The sequence below is a fragment of the Methylobacterium sp. OAE515 genome (assembly GCF_041806315.1).
In the GTDB taxonomy this organism is placed as follows: domain Bacteria; phylum Pseudomonadota; class Alphaproteobacteria; order Rhizobiales; family Beijerinckiaceae; genus Methylobacterium; species Methylobacterium tardum.
In genome coordinates, this window is record NZ_JBGMUV010000001.1 from 4,705,289 (window position 1) to 4,717,311 (window position 12,023).

Consider the following 12,023-nt stretch of genomic DNA (forward strand, 5'->3'; position numbering starts at 1 on the left):
CGGCTTCAGGACAGATTCCGATCCCCTATGACGCTCCGGATGTAGCGCCCCCCTCGCCGATCGGTTTTGCCAACCCTGAGAACGACAAGGGCAAACTTCGAGAACCACAGGAGATGGCGGCGCGCGGCAGCGTACAGAGGCTGAGCAGGAAAGCTTGACCGAATGGGACGGCGGCTCGGTTCGGCGTGGGAGCGCGCTGTGTGCCGGACGGTCCAATAAGCGCTTATCCTCGCTGAACGCTCTAGATCGAAGCGGCCACGAACAACGGTCTGCTAAAGGCGCATCCAAACCAGACCAACCGCTGCTGGCTCGGAAGTCCGGTTCCGGCCGCAGTGCCAAAGGCCGCTCACTACCCTTTTCGGACGGAGAAGGGATTGCGTGCGACGGCCCAGGGGGCCGCCGCGGTGAGTGTCAGATATCGGTCTGCTCCGACATCACCAGCGCATCGTCTGCTTCGATGCCGAGGTCGCGTATCGTGCTCTCAAGCTTCGTGTGGCCGAGCAGCAGCTGGCAGGCCCTCAGATTGCCTGTGCGCCGGTAGATCAGCACGACCTTCGTCCGGCGCAGGCTGTGCGTGCCGTAGCCCGCCGGGTCGAGGCCGATCAGCATCACCCACTCGTCGACAAGTCGGCCGTACTGACCGGTCGTAACCTGCTCGCCCGAGCGGCTGCGGCTCGGGAACAGCCAGTCGCTCGCCCGCAGACCTCGCATCTTAAGCCAAGCCGTCAGCGTCTCGCGGGTCGTCTCGATCAACTCGAACGGGACGGACCGGCCGGTCTTCTGCTGGACGATGGTGGTGCGCTGGAAGACACTGTCGCAGAGGCGGACGTCGGCCACGCGGAGGCGGATGAGGGCGCAGCCGCGCAGCGTGCTGGCGATGGCGGTGTTGAACAAGGCGAGGTCGCGGATGCGGCCCTCGTGCTGCAGGCGGGTGAAATCGCCCCGATGTGCTTAGGCTTGAACGGCGGCTTGGGTCCGATCAAGCGGCCGAGGTTCCGAGGCCGGCGGGTAGTCTCGATCGTCGTGGGCATGATGGAGCCCCGTTTGAGGAGCCATCAGCATCTCACCCCGCCCGCGATCAGCCCGCGCCTCGGTTTCCCGACCCCGACGTGGGGGGGGCGAGACGTGCCGGAGGCGGAGGCATGCACCGCGCTTTCACGGATACGGTGGCACGACTACATATCTAACGTGCCCATCCTCCTAGCGCTCGGCGCCCTGCTGATCGGTCTCGTGTTCGGCCCCCAATGGTGGGTGCGCCGGGCGATGCGGCAATACGCGACCGAGCGGCCGGATCTGCCCGGGACCGGAGGTGAACTCGCCCGCCATCTACTCGACTTGGCGGAGCTGAAGCACGTTCCCGTGGAGATCGCGCCAGCCGACCACTACGACCCGGTCGCGAACGTCGTGCGGCTGTCGCCGGGGAACCATGACGGCCGCTCGGTCACGGCGGTCGCGGTCGCGGCGCACGAGGTCTCCCACGCGCTCCAGCACGCGGCGGGGGACCGGCTCTTCGCCGCGCGGGTGAGGTTCGCCCCGGTCGTGCAGGGCTTCGAGTTCGCCGCGGCCGTGGTGATGATGACTGCGCCTGTGGTGCTCGCGATCGTCCATTCGCCGATCTTGCTCGCCTTACAGGTCGGTGTCGGCATCGCACTCCTCGGTGTTCGACTCGTGTTCCACGTCTTGACGCTGCCCGTCGAACTCGACGCGAGCTTCCGCCGGGCCCTGCCTATCCTGGAGACGGGTCACTTCCTCGACGCAGGCGACATGCCCGGCGCCCGCACCGTACTGCGCGCCGCAGCCCTCACCTACGTGGCCGCGTCCCTCGTGGCGCTCGTGAACATTGCCCGCTTTCGGCGGCTCCTCCCGTTCTAAAACTTCCGAGGTGCGGGTCCGATTCTCCTGCCCCGCTCAGCTGCGGTCGGACCGTCTCGTTCCGAAATAGACCCAGTCTTTCCTCCCAGTTGCTGTACGCCCTTCTCGTGACCTGACCGGTATTTTGGGCCGAGCCGAGTGGGAGGCTACTGCATGGTAGCGGCCACGGGTAGCCGGAAGGCCAGATGTGCGACGGGGCAAGCTGAGAGCCGATTTCACTCCTCGTTCGAGCTGTCCGCGCGAGTGCCCAAGACGGACTTGCAGGATAAATATTTTCCGCGCACCCCGGCACGAATTACATGATTTTCCCGCGCGGTTGTGTTCGTCGCACCGATAGCGTACAGATGATCCATCGACTTTTGGCCAGACATCCGGCCGTATCGCCTCAACAGGGCGAGCGTTCTGCATCTCTCCCATTTTCGACGATCAGCGACCGGGCGCGTACGATTCGCGCGCCCGGCCTTATTGCTTGCCTAACTTGATATGGATTACTGATGACCATCGGCACCGTTAAATGGTTCAACGACACCAAAGGCTTCGGCTTCATCCAGCCGGATGACGGCGGCAAGGACGTATTCGTCCACATCTCGGCCGTCGAGCGCGCTGGCATGCAGGGCCTGAGTGAAGGCCAGAAGGTTTCCTACGAGATGGAGACCGATCGCCGGAGCGGCAAACAATCTGCCGGCAGCCTTCAGGCCGCTTGAGCGTTGCGCGTCCGCCCGTGACGCGCTTCGAAGCCGTTCCCATCGCGGAACGGCTTTACTGTTTTTCGCCACCGGAGCTGAACTCTGGTGCGCCTCAGGAGCGTACGTGAAGCCCTTCAAAAGCAACCAGCTCGTAGATCGTCTCGAAGCGACGGCCAAAGCGCGGCAAGACACGCTGGCCCGCTTTCGGGCGCGCCCGGCGGCCGATGATCCGGCTGTCCTCGCCCGCCAGGCCACGCGGCAGGCGGTCGCTCAGGCCCGGGAAGAGCGGTCGACCGAGCGGGAAACGGCGCGTCTCGCCGCGCAGGCTGAGCACGAGGCTGAGATTCTGGCTGCTGAGGCAGATGCCGCCGCCGAGCGCTCCCGTCAGGCTGCGGAAAAGGCGGAGCGGCAGGCTGCCCTTGCGGGCGAACAGAAGGCCGCGCGCGACGCGCGTTTTGCGGCGCGCAAGGCGCGGGCCCGCCGGTAGGTCGGCCTCAGCCTGCACGCGTCATCACCCTGGAGAACGCATCATGTCTCACAAGTTCAAGATCGGCCAACAGGTCCGGCAGCTGGGGATCAGCTATGCCGGCGGGAAGAGCATCGTCGACGGTCTCTTCGAGGTGGTTCGCCTGACGCCGGACGATCGTTCCGGCGAGCCGACGTATCGGATCAGGTCCGCGGGCGGTGAGCGTGCGGTGCGGGAGGGTGAGCTCACGCACGCGTCCTGAGCGTGGTCGACCGACCGGCCGTTCTCACGGAGATGGCGTGCTGCAACGTGCATCCGCTGAGGCGTGTTGGTTCGGCGGAGATGTGACGGGCAGCCGGAGATCAAGGCCGTTGAATCCTACGATGATGAACACGCCTGCCCATTCGTCCGAAGCGGCGATGATCGAACCCAATCAGACGGCCTTTATCCTCAAGGTGACGCGGCCTGATGAGGCGGAGCTGTCCGGGCAGTTGGTGATGTTCTACGTCGCGATCACCACATCCGAGAACGAGGCGCTCTCCATCGTGCGTCGCGCGGTGAAGGAGGACGCGACCGTCGAGCCGACGGGTGTCCGCCTTTCCCAGCAGACGGCCAGCGCGCTCGATCTGGAGGCAGGTTTCGCACGGGCCCTCTGATCCGACCCCTTCATCCAGCAATGCGGCCAAGCTCCGAGAGGCACCCGCATGGCAGCACGCTCTTTCTTGCGCGACGTTGACCGGCCATTGCGCGCGCGGATCCGAGCCGCGGGGCCCGGACTGTCTTCACCGTCGAGACGGACCTCCGGACGGGACAGTGCGTTGTGATAGGAAGCGGCAAACCGAGGAGATCGGCTGTGGACCTTGATCACCTCGCGGAGACCGAGAGCACCCTCACCGTCGCGGACCGCCTGTGGCGCACCGAGATGCAGCGGGCTTTTGGACCGGATGCGGTTCTGCTCCACGGCTTCGGCGCCGAGCGTCAGGGTGCGCCCGGCACGCGGCTGCGCACGACCTTCGAGGCGAGACGGAGCGCGATCGCGGCGTGGCGACACGTCAGGCGTCCGGCGGCGTGAGCCGATCGCGTAAGCAGGACACCACGTCCAAACGCCAGCAAATTCCGGTGCCCTGCCGCCCGATCCAAGAATTGGCAGTGGTACTTTGATCCGAGAAGGCGCATAGCACCGTACTCCCTCCGCGCAATCCCGTGCTCTGGGCGACGAAGCGGAGACTGACAGACATGGCGCGCGAATTTACGACCGGCAAAGCACAGGCGGTCACGCCCGAGGACTTCAACGAGCGTGTAAAGCGTCTCTTGGCCAACAAGCCTGAACCTCTCCCCCCAGAGCCGAAGATCAGAAACAGGACCGGCAGGCCTCCCCAGAAGGCTTGAGGGCACAGGTCCGGGGGCGTCCGCCGCATGCGGGCGTCGACCCGTCCCGGTCCTGTTCCGGGTCCGCTCGGGTGCGACGCGAGAGCCCAGCGATGCTTCCCGGCAGCGGGCCCTTGGCATCGCTTCGGGCGGGGGTGGCGGCGCACCGCAAAAGTCACCGACATATCCGCGAGGACAGATCGATGACGAGCGACACACGCGTCCAGGGCGGCGCACGAGGAGTGGCTCCTCTGTCCGCCGATCCTCCCGACCTGGATCGATCCTGCGGCTCCTGCACGCTGTGTTGTCGTGTTCTGGAGATCCAGGCCCTCAACAAACCCGCGGGGGTCCTGTGCCGGCACAACACCGGAACGGGCTGCGGGATATACACCCAGCGTCCAGAGACCTGCGCCCGATGGCATTGCCTATGGCGCAGGATCAACGCGCTGCCGGACACCCTCAGGCCTGATCGTTCCGGCGTGATGTACTCGCTGGATAGCCGCTCTCCGACGGCTGATGCGCCGGATGCGGCCTGTATCGTCGGCCGCGCCGTGCATGACGACCGGGACTTCGATCGACCGGAGACGGTCGAAGCTTTTGCCATGTTCGTTCGCGAGGGATCCTTTCCGGTGTGGAAGGTCTCCGAGCGCGGGGCCTTCCTCGTGCATCCGGGTCTGTAGATTGTGCCGCCGGGACTGCAGCAAGCCGGCTCTTGCTCGGCGGTGATCCGCGCAGGGAGGTGACGTGGCGCTGAACGCTGACGGCACCTCGACGCTCAGGACCATCGGGATGTGCTATCAAGTCCGTCAGGGTGCGCCCGTCGCTGCCCGCTCAGGAGATTCCGATGCCCGTCATCCGGTGGCTGATCTCCAAAACGATCCAGTTTTTCCTGGGCAGCGCGCAGGAGCGAAAGTCTGACGCGATCGCCAAGCGGAAGGAAAACGGAGCTTTCGAGGGCGCGTCTGCGAGCAAGGATCGGAAGTTCGAGGAAAACTACGCTGCGGCTGCACGCCTCCTCAGGACTCGGATCGATCAGGAGTTTCCCGATGCCTACTATGCGAGGCTGAGTTCGGGCCGGAACAGCTCGTACGATTACGGACAGGACCGTGCCCTCGCCATCGACACCATGTCGATCGCCATAGCCATGGCGCTGCGGAACGGTGCCTCGGTTCAACAGGCCGCCACGGCGGGGGCTGCCAGCATCGGCATCTGATCGGGATCCGGGAGCGCCGGGCTCCGCCGAACGGCTCGGCCGTATCGTCGCTCGACGCGGGCGTACGGACGAGAAGGAAGGGTGCTATGGTCGGTTTCAGCCCCGCGAACTGCTGCCGTGCTGATGGAGACCTGCTCCGTGAAGCTCGCATTCGGCCGCATGGGTGACTGGCTCGTCGATCCCCGCGAACTGGCGCCTCGACTCGGGGTGAGCACCGCAGACCTGAAGCGCACGAACCGGCAGGGACGGGTCGATGCCCGTGTCGTGTCCAGCGATGGCGACGGCGTCTGTCTGACTCGCGTGACCGTCCGGCTGCATGACAGAGGCTGGCGCGGCATCTTCGACGCGAGCGGCGCGCTCATCAGCGAAGAGATGTGGTAAGCCCGACTGGGCCAACGAACCGCTCGAGGCGGCAAGGTTCGGCTTCCAGAGGTCCGTCCCGCGGCGGGCGTCACCCCTTCGCCGATCCTGCCATCTCACGGGTCCGCTCAACCATCGCGAGCAGCGCCGTGCGGAAGGCGTGCTGCTCCCGCGAGTACGCGCCCGCGTGATCATCGCGCCTGAGTTCGTTGAGCAGCCCGTCGAGTGCCTTCTGCCGTTGTTCCCCACCGTCCGCGTGCAAGATAAATTGCAGCAGGGTCTGCTGGGCGGCGGCGAAATCGTCCCGGTCTGCCCGGCTGACGAATGCGCGTAGCTCGATCAAGCACGCCTCGTGTCCGATCATGCACAGAACCATCAGTGACCGCGCGGGAGAGGCGTCCTGGGCATCAGGCCCTCGACGCGGAGCTTCAACCGGGTGGCCCGGATTGCCTCCACGGTCCGCCACGGAACATCCTGGGCGAGGCCCTCGGTTTCGAGCTCCGTGAGCTGATCAATCAGCTGTCCCCGCTCCTGAAGGCCAGGACGCTGCGACATGCGGACGATCGTCCCGATCAACTTCCGCATCACCGGGCACATCCGGGGTCGAACGGGCTCTACCATACCGAGCAGCCATGGTGGTCGGACATCGCCTCAGCCTCGACCGCTGGTCTTCATGGCAGCCGCGACCGTGCCCTTGTTCGAGGGCGCCGCCGCGTTGGTCTTGGGCACGGGCTTCTTCGGCTTCTTGGTCTCGCGATTTCCGCGCTTCTTTTCCGTCGCCATGGTTTTGCTCCTGGATGTGCTGAGAGGCCGGACGGAGCCGTCCTTACCGTCCGATCGTGGGCTGGTCCGCAGGCTGGATCGCGGTCGCGAGCGGAGCCCTGACCGAACCGAAAACGGCGACGAGGCGATTGCTGGCCCAGAGCTCGGTGCGATGGCCGTCGATCAGCCGCGCCGCCTGCCGCCTGGCGTCACCATCGTCGCGGGCGGTGATGATGCAGGACCTGAGCACGCCGCCGCCCTGAGCGAACCGATGCACCTGATAGGTACGGCGCGCGTGCCGCGAGCGGGGCTTGGTGGAGAACGTGATGATGTCCGCCATGCGCGCCTGTCCGTTGCAGGCGGGGGCATGGACCCTCAGCCACCGGAGCCTGGATCAGCCGATCCGGTGATGTCGGCACTCTGCGCTTTCGCGACCGACAAAGATAGCCCTGACGGGCATGGGTATTCCCGCGGTCTGCCAAGGTCTCGGGTCCTACGTTAGCATCTGAAGGCCTTGCCATAATCGACTGGGCGATCGAGCCGGCGCGAGACGCTGGATCTCCGCTCAGAAACAGCGCCTGAGGCTCTTCAAACGACCGGGGCAGGCGCCAACCCGAAGGTTTAGAGCGCCTAACAGAACCGTTTGATCTGGTTGAGTGTGATGAGGCTGGCCGCGAGGCTGGTGAAGGGCTCGTAGATGTCGGCGCGTCGCTCGTTGCGGACCGGCAAGCGCCGGAAGCGATTGAACCAAGCGTGCGTGCGCTCCACCACCCATCGGTGCCGGCCCAGTCTCTCGCTGCTCTCGATGCTGCGGCGTGCGATGCGCGGTACAATCCCACGTGCCCGGCACTCGTGTCGGCGCGGTCGAGCGTCGTAGGCTTTGTCGGCGTGCAGTTTGTCCGGGCGGTGTCGCGGCCGGCCCCGCCGACCGTTGCGCACGGGTGGGATGGCATCGAGGGTCGATGCCATCATCACGCTGTCGTGCCGGTTGGCCCCACTCAGGCAGACGCCGAGCGGCGTACCGCGCGCGTCGGTGACGAGGTGGCGCGTCTGGCCCGCCTTGCCCCGGTCCGTCGGGTTCGGGCCGGTGGCAGAGCCCCTTTTTTGGCCGGGACAGAGGCGCTGTCCAGGCTCGCTCGGCTCCAGTCGATCTGACCCGCCCCGTGCAGGCGCTCCAAGAGCACTTGATGCAGGCGCGCCCACACGCCGGCCGCCTGCCAGTCCCGTAAGCGGCGCCAGCAACTCATCCCGCAGCCGCAGCCCATCTCCGCAGCCCATCTCCGCAGGCAGCCTCTCCCACGGAACGCCTGAGCGCAGCACGAACAGAATGCCGGTCAACGCAGCTCGGTTCTCGATCGGCCGACGGCCGCCTTTTGGACGTGGGCGGGGCGGCGGCAGAAGCGGCGCAATCTCGGTCCAGAGATCATCGGGCAGAAGCGGACGAGCCATCACCACCAACGCCCGCCCACGCAATTCGTGCCCGTTCCGTTAGGCGCTCTAAGTCACCTGGTGAACTTTCAAAAACCAATTCCCTGTAATTGGATTATAGTGACTTGTGCCTGTAATTGTACCTCTATACGTACTAGGAATTGATTGTGTGTTTGGGTCTTGGATGTGAGAATTTATTTAATCTTCAAATTCTTGAGAGAAACATTATTAAGATTAGGGTCGTTAACATCGAAATCCCGTGCGTGCTTGTATTCGTGCTGTAATTTGCTTCGGCCGCAACATATTAAGCCGCTTGGATCGACAAATATATTAGGATTTGGTACATACCCGTACTGTCTTGTTCCAGCTTCCAAGCCGATTGGGTCTGGACTGGCGTACTGCGTGGTGATGGGATCATAGTACCGGAACCTGTTGTAGACGAGGCCGGTCTCGCCATCCTGCCACTGCCCCTGGAACCGCAGCGGGCACAGCAGAACCGCCTCGACCGCTCCGGTATCCTCCGCCAGCGCGAGGTTGCCCGCAACCGCGTAGCTGCGCCCTCCGCCCGGGCGTCCGCCGGAGCCTGCCACACCCGGCTCTTCGTCGTTGGCCGCCACCCAAACCCGCCGCACCGCGCCCCACACCCGGTACTCCGCCGACCACAGCAGACGCCCGTCCGCGTCCACCAGCTCCCGCGGCGTGCCCAGATGGTCCGTCACAACGTAGGCCAGCGACCCGCCAGACCCCTCTCGCGCCAGAGGCCGGAACGTCCCCGGCTCGTAGTGCCAGATCGTCGCCCGAGCCCAGTCCGCTGAGCCATCGGCCCCGAGTGGCGCCTCCGCGCTCAGCAGATCCCCGTCCCAGCCATACGCCGTCCCGATGACGGCATCGCCCGCCGCAGCGTCTGGCCCCGCGTCCGTGCGCCGCTTCCACAGCCGCCGCCCGAACGGGTCGTAGCCGTACGCCCAGCGCTCACCCGTGGGCGTCGTGCACCCGACCAGACGATCCTTGCCGTCCCAGGCATAGCGCCACACCCGCGGCCGGAACCCGTCCCGCTCCAGCACCCGCTCGACCACGCGCCCGCAGACATCATGCCGGTACGTCACCCGCTCGCCGGACGGTCCGTGTGCCACCTCCACACGGCCCCCGGCCGAGCCGCGCCAGGCCCGCAGCCGCCCCGCCGGATCCCGCCCGTACGACGCCGGTTGGACCAGACCACCCGACGTCGCCGGGCCATCCGCTTCCGCGAACTCCGCCACGTTCAGCGCCGCGTCGTAGCCGTACCGCTCCGCCGACCCGTCGCCGTGGCGCCCCTCCACCACCTGCCCGTTGCGGTCGTACCGGTACCCCGTCCCGCCCCAGCGCAGGTCGAACACCGACACCGGCGCGTACGCCCGGTCCCAGCCATAGACCCGCTCCAAAAACTTCCCGGCACCCGGGCCGGAACTCCGCCCCCGGCCGCCCACCTGCCGCACCAGCTGGCCCGCCGCGTCCCAGGTGCTCTCCAGCACGAACCCCGCCGCGCTCGCCCGGCGCAGCTCCCGGCCCGCCGCGTCATGATCCAGCGTCAGCGCGCCGTGCCCGGCGATCTCCAGCGCCGTCAGCGCACCCAGCGGGTCGTACCGGCTCTCCACCCGACTCCCGAGCCCCGTCCGCTCCACGCGGTTGCCGCAGCAATCGTACCGGCTCTCGACACGACGCCCGTCCACCGTCTCGGCCACCACCCGGCCGAGCCCGTCCCACTCCAGCAGCACCTCCGACCCGCCCCCGCGCGCCGCAACCAGCTGCCCGGCCCCGTCATAGGCGAAGGTCGTCACCTGCGGCTCGGCCGCGCCCGGCACCGTCACGGTCTCACCGGTCAGCAGACCCGAGGCATCGTGCGCGTAGACCGTGCGCGTGCCGTCCGCCGCCAGCTTCCCGGTCAGACGCCCGGCCCGGTCGTACGCGTAGGTCGTGCGCAGGCCATCGAAGTCGGTCTCGGCCACCACCCGACCGGCCGCGTCGCGCTCGAACGTCCAGGCCCGTCCGAGCTGGTTCTCGACCCGCTCCAGCCGGCCCAGCCCATCATGGCCGAAGCGCAGGCGCCCGCCCTTCGGGTCCTCGATCTCGGCGAGCAGTCCGTAGGCGCCGTAGCGCTCGACCGTCCGCCGCCCCTCGCCGTCGACCCGTTCCACCCGCGTCCCGGACCGGTCCCGGATCAGGCGGCTGACCACCCCATTGGGCCGCCACGCCGCTCGGCTGCCAGAACCCAGCCGTGCCCGGCTCGTAGGCGAACCGCGTCCCCCCACGCAGCGGATCGGGGCTACTCCAGCCAACGCTTCCGGCAGCAGTTGCGAGAGGTCGGGGCAACACCTGCTATCCCGTCCAAGAGTAACGAGGCTCCCGAGCGCTGCCCGGACTGGATCTACACCAACCGCAACGTCGTCGAGCGGCTCTGGGCACGGCTCAAGGAGTGGCGAGCGGTTGCCACGCGCTATGAGAAAACCGCCTCCAGCTTCACCGGAGGCCTCTGCCTCGCCGCAGCCCTCGATCACCTCAGGTGACGACAGGCTCTAGGCTAGCATCTGAAAGTGAGACGCAATCCGACAACCACGCAGCGGAAACGCCTGCTGTCTAAGAATGGTGGCATGTGCTGTGTCTGCAAAGCGCTCGATGTAGGTCTTGAGCTTCATCATATCGACGGCAACCACGCCAACACGGTAGATGAGAACCTTGCCGTTCTTTACGTAGCTGATCACGATGCTCATCATCGACCGAACCATTATCCGATCCGGCATGCCGAATTGAGTGAAGCAGAAATTAGAAATTGCAATCAGGATTGGGAGGCCTTCATACAGGAGGCAACTTAGAGCGCCTAACGGAACGGGCACGGATTGCGTGGGCGGGCGTTGGTGGTGATGGCTCGTCCGCTTCTGCCCGATGATCTCTGGACCGAGATTGCGCCGCTTCTGCCGCCGCCCCGCCCACGTCCAAAAGGCGGCCGTCGGCCGATCGAGAACCGAGCTGCGTTGACCGGCATTCTGTTCGTGCTGCGCTCAGGCGTTCCGTGGGAGAGGCTGCCTGCGGAGATGGGCTGCGGAGATGGGCTGCGGCTGCGGGATGAGTTGCTGGCGCCGCTTACGGGACTGGCAGGCGGCCGGCGTGTGGGCGCGCCTGCATCAAGTGCTCTTGGAGCGCCTGCACGGGGCGGGTCAGATCGACTGGAGCCGAGCGAGCCTGGACAGCGCCTCTGTCCCGGCCAAAAAAGGGGCTCTGCCACCGGCCCGAACCCGACGGACCGGGGCAAGGCGGGCCAGACGCGCCACCTCGTCACCGACGCGCGCGGTACGCCGCTCGGCGTCTGCCTGAGTGGGGCCAACCGGCACGACAGCGTGATGATGGCACCGACCCTCGATGCCATCCCACCCGTGCGCAACGGTCGGCGGGGCCGGCCGCGACACCGCCCGGACAAACTGCACGCCGACAAAGCCTACGACGCTCGACCGCGCCGACACGAGTGCCGGGCACGTGGGATTGTACCGCGCATCGCACGCCGCAGCATCGAGAGCAGCGAGAGACTGGGCCGGCACCGATGGGTGGTGGAGCGCACGCACGCTTGGTTCAATCCCTTCCGGCGCTTGCCGGTCCGCTACGAGCGACGCGCCGACATCTACGAGCCCTTCACCAGCCTCGCGGCCAGCCTCATCACACTCAACCAGATCAAACGGTTCTGTTAGGCGCTCTTAGTCCTGTGGGCGCTGACGATCTGGCGCAGGAGCGCATGACTTTAACCCAGTGTTGTACTCGCTCACCCGCGTGCAGCAATCGACACCCTCGACAAGGTTGTCAAAGATCGCTTTTGAGATGTGTGCAGGCGCCACCTCAAGAT

15 protein-coding genes and 4 pseudogenes are annotated in these 12,023 nt (G+C 66.3%); 11 read left to right on the top strand and 8 right to left on the bottom strand.

The genetic code is table 11. The features are described 5' to 3' along the window. Positions 1 to 411: 411 nt before the first annotated feature. Positions 412 to 1,031, bottom strand: a pseudogene (locus tag ABIE45_RS23035) (tyrosine-type recombinase/integrase). A 157-nt stretch (positions 1,032 to 1,188) separates the two neighbouring features. On the opposite strand from ABIE45_RS23035, the gene ABIE45_RS23040 reads away from it, so the two are divergent. The 9 genes from ABIE45_RS23040 (at position 1,189) to ABIE45_RS23080 (ending at position 5,986) form a co-directional block, all read left to right on the top strand. Then, on the top strand, positions 1,189 to 1,872 hold the full coding sequence (locus tag ABIE45_RS23040) for a zinc metallopeptidase (protein ID WP_192708145.1): 684 nt from the start codon (positions 1,189 to 1,191) through the stop codon (positions 1,870 to 1,872). A 494-nt stretch (positions 1,873 to 2,366) separates the two neighbouring features. Then, positions 2,367 to 2,576: a cold-shock protein gene (locus tag ABIE45_RS23045; RefSeq protein ID WP_091715344.1), complete on the top strand. Its 210-nt coding sequence runs from the start codon at positions 2,367 to 2,369 to the stop codon at positions 2,574 to 2,576. 106 nt (positions 2,577 to 2,682) lie between these two features. Next, entirely contained in the window at positions 2,683 to 3,045 is a 363-nt protein-coding gene (locus ABIE45_RS23050; protein ID WP_192708144.1) for a DUF6481 family protein, read from the top strand. 43 nt (positions 3,046 to 3,088) lie between these two features. Continuing rightward, positions 3,089 to 3,286 carry a hypothetical protein gene (locus ABIE45_RS23055; protein WP_192708143.1) on the top strand — a complete coding sequence of 66 codons (198 nt, stop codon included), beginning with the start codon at positions 3,089 to 3,091 and terminating at the stop codon, positions 3,284 to 3,286. Between the two features lie 121 nt (positions 3,287 to 3,407). Continuing rightward, positions 3,408 to 3,680 (top strand): hypothetical protein, encoded by a 273-nt coding sequence (locus ABIE45_RS23060; protein WP_373622549.1) that lies wholly within the window; start codon positions 3,408 to 3,410, stop codon positions 3,678 to 3,680. Positions 3,681 to 3,877: 197 nt separating this feature from the next. Beyond that, a complete protein-coding gene (locus ABIE45_RS23065) occupies positions 3,878 to 4,096 on the top strand; it encodes a hypothetical protein (protein ID WP_192708142.1) in 219 nt (72 codons plus the stop codon). Positions 4,097 to 4,595: 499 nt separating this feature from the next. Then, positions 4,596 to 5,072, top strand: coding sequence for a hypothetical protein (locus ABIE45_RS23070; RefSeq protein WP_373622550.1), 477 nt, complete (start codon positions 4,596 to 4,598; stop codon positions 5,070 to 5,072). Positions 5,073 to 5,236: 164 nt separating this feature from the next. Beyond that, positions 5,237 to 5,605 carry a hypothetical protein gene (locus ABIE45_RS23075; RefSeq protein ID WP_192708141.1) on the top strand — a complete coding sequence of 123 codons (369 nt, stop codon included), beginning with the start codon at positions 5,237 to 5,239 and terminating at the stop codon, positions 5,603 to 5,605. Between the two features lie 138 nt (positions 5,606 to 5,743). Continuing rightward, the gene (locus tag ABIE45_RS23080) at positions 5,744 to 5,986 is read left to right on the top strand and encodes a DUF6522 family protein (protein ID WP_192708140.1); all 243 of its coding nucleotides are present in this window, start codon (positions 5,744 to 5,746) and stop codon (positions 5,984 to 5,986) included. A gap of 70 nt (positions 5,987 to 6,056) precedes the next feature. Here ABIE45_RS23080 and ABIE45_RS23085 read toward each other — a convergent pair whose 3' ends face one another. From ABIE45_RS23085 to ABIE45_RS23110, 6 genes and pseudogenes are all read right to left on the bottom strand, one after another. Beyond that, positions 6,057 to 6,308, bottom strand: coding sequence for a hypothetical protein (locus ABIE45_RS23085; RefSeq protein WP_192708139.1), 252 nt, complete (start codon positions 6,306 to 6,308; stop codon positions 6,057 to 6,059). A gap of 32 nt (positions 6,309 to 6,340) precedes the next feature. Beyond that, the gene (locus ABIE45_RS23090; protein WP_373622552.1) at positions 6,341 to 6,520 is read right to left on the bottom strand and encodes a hypothetical protein; all 180 of its coding nucleotides are present in this window, start codon (positions 6,518 to 6,520) and stop codon (positions 6,341 to 6,343) included. 96 nt (positions 6,521 to 6,616) lie between these two features. Beyond that, complete coding sequence (locus ABIE45_RS23095) at positions 6,617 to 6,748, bottom strand: hypothetical protein (RefSeq protein WP_283214871.1); 132 nt, start codon at positions 6,746 to 6,748, stop codon at positions 6,617 to 6,619. Positions 6,749 to 6,791: 43 nt separating this feature from the next. Next, a complete protein-coding gene (locus tag ABIE45_RS23100) occupies positions 6,792 to 7,067 on the bottom strand; it encodes a hypothetical protein (RefSeq protein ID WP_192708137.1) in 276 nt (91 codons plus the stop codon). A 290-nt stretch (positions 7,068 to 7,357) separates the two neighbouring features. Further along, a pseudogene (locus ABIE45_RS23105) lies at positions 7,358 to 8,176 on the bottom strand (IS5 family transposase). Positions 8,177 to 8,349: 173 nt separating this feature from the next. Next, the gene (locus ABIE45_RS23110; protein WP_192711789.1) at positions 8,350 to 10,329 is read right to left on the bottom strand and encodes an RHS repeat-associated core domain-containing protein; all 1,980 of its coding nucleotides are present in this window, start codon (positions 10,327 to 10,329) and stop codon (positions 8,350 to 8,352) included. Positions 10,330 to 10,449: 120 nt separating this feature from the next. On the opposite strand from ABIE45_RS23110, the pseudogene ABIE45_RS23115 reads away from it, so the two are divergent. Continuing rightward, positions 10,450 to 10,698: pseudogene (locus ABIE45_RS23115) on the top strand (transposase); the annotation flags it as partial. Positions 10,699 to 10,707: 9 nt separating this feature from the next. On the opposite strand, the gene ABIE45_RS23120 reads toward ABIE45_RS23115, so the two are convergent. Then, entirely contained in the window at positions 10,708 to 10,905 is a 198-nt protein-coding gene (locus ABIE45_RS23120; RefSeq protein ID WP_373622553.1) for a hypothetical protein, read from the bottom strand. Positions 10,906 to 11,052: 147 nt separating this feature from the next. Here ABIE45_RS23120 and ABIE45_RS23125 point away from each other — a divergent pair. Beyond that, a pseudogene (locus tag ABIE45_RS23125) lies at positions 11,053 to 11,871 on the top strand (IS5 family transposase). The last annotated feature ends 152 nt before the right edge of the window (positions 11,872 to 12,023 follow it).

What these genes read in the sequence shown, in the direction of transcription:
- ABIE45_RS23100 (WP_192708137.1), bottom strand. Translation starts at nt 7,067, where the DNA reads ATGGCGGACATCATCACGTTCTCCACCAAGCCCCGCTCGCGGCACGCG.
- ABIE45_RS23045 (WP_091715344.1), top strand. Translation starts at nt 2,367, where the DNA reads ATGACCATCGGCACCGTTAAATGGTTCAACGACACCAAAGGCTTCGGC.
- ABIE45_RS23090 (WP_373622552.1), bottom strand. Translation starts at nt 6,520, where the DNA reads ATGTCGCAGCGTCCTGGCCTTCAGGAGCGGGGACAGCTGATTGATCAG.
- ABIE45_RS23070 (WP_373622550.1), top strand. Translation starts at nt 4,596, where the DNA reads ATGACGAGCGACACACGCGTCCAGGGCGGCGCACGAGGAGTGGCTCCT.
- ABIE45_RS23060 (WP_373622549.1), top strand. Translation starts at nt 3,408, where the DNA reads ATGATGAACACGCCTGCCCATTCGTCCGAAGCGGCGATGATCGAACCC.
- ABIE45_RS23120 (WP_373622553.1), bottom strand. Translation starts at nt 10,905, where the DNA reads ATGATGAGCATCGTGATCAGCTACGTAAAGAACGGCAAGGTTCTCATC.
- ABIE45_RS23095 (WP_283214871.1), bottom strand. Translation starts at nt 6,748, where the DNA reads ATGGCGACGGAAAAGAAGCGCGGAAATCGCGAGACCAAGAAGCCGAAG.
- ABIE45_RS23075 (WP_192708141.1), top strand. Translation starts at nt 5,237, where the DNA reads ATGCCCGTCATCCGGTGGCTGATCTCCAAAACGATCCAGTTTTTCCTG.
- ABIE45_RS23055 (WP_192708143.1), top strand. Translation starts at nt 3,089, where the DNA reads ATGTCTCACAAGTTCAAGATCGGCCAACAGGTCCGGCAGCTGGGGATC.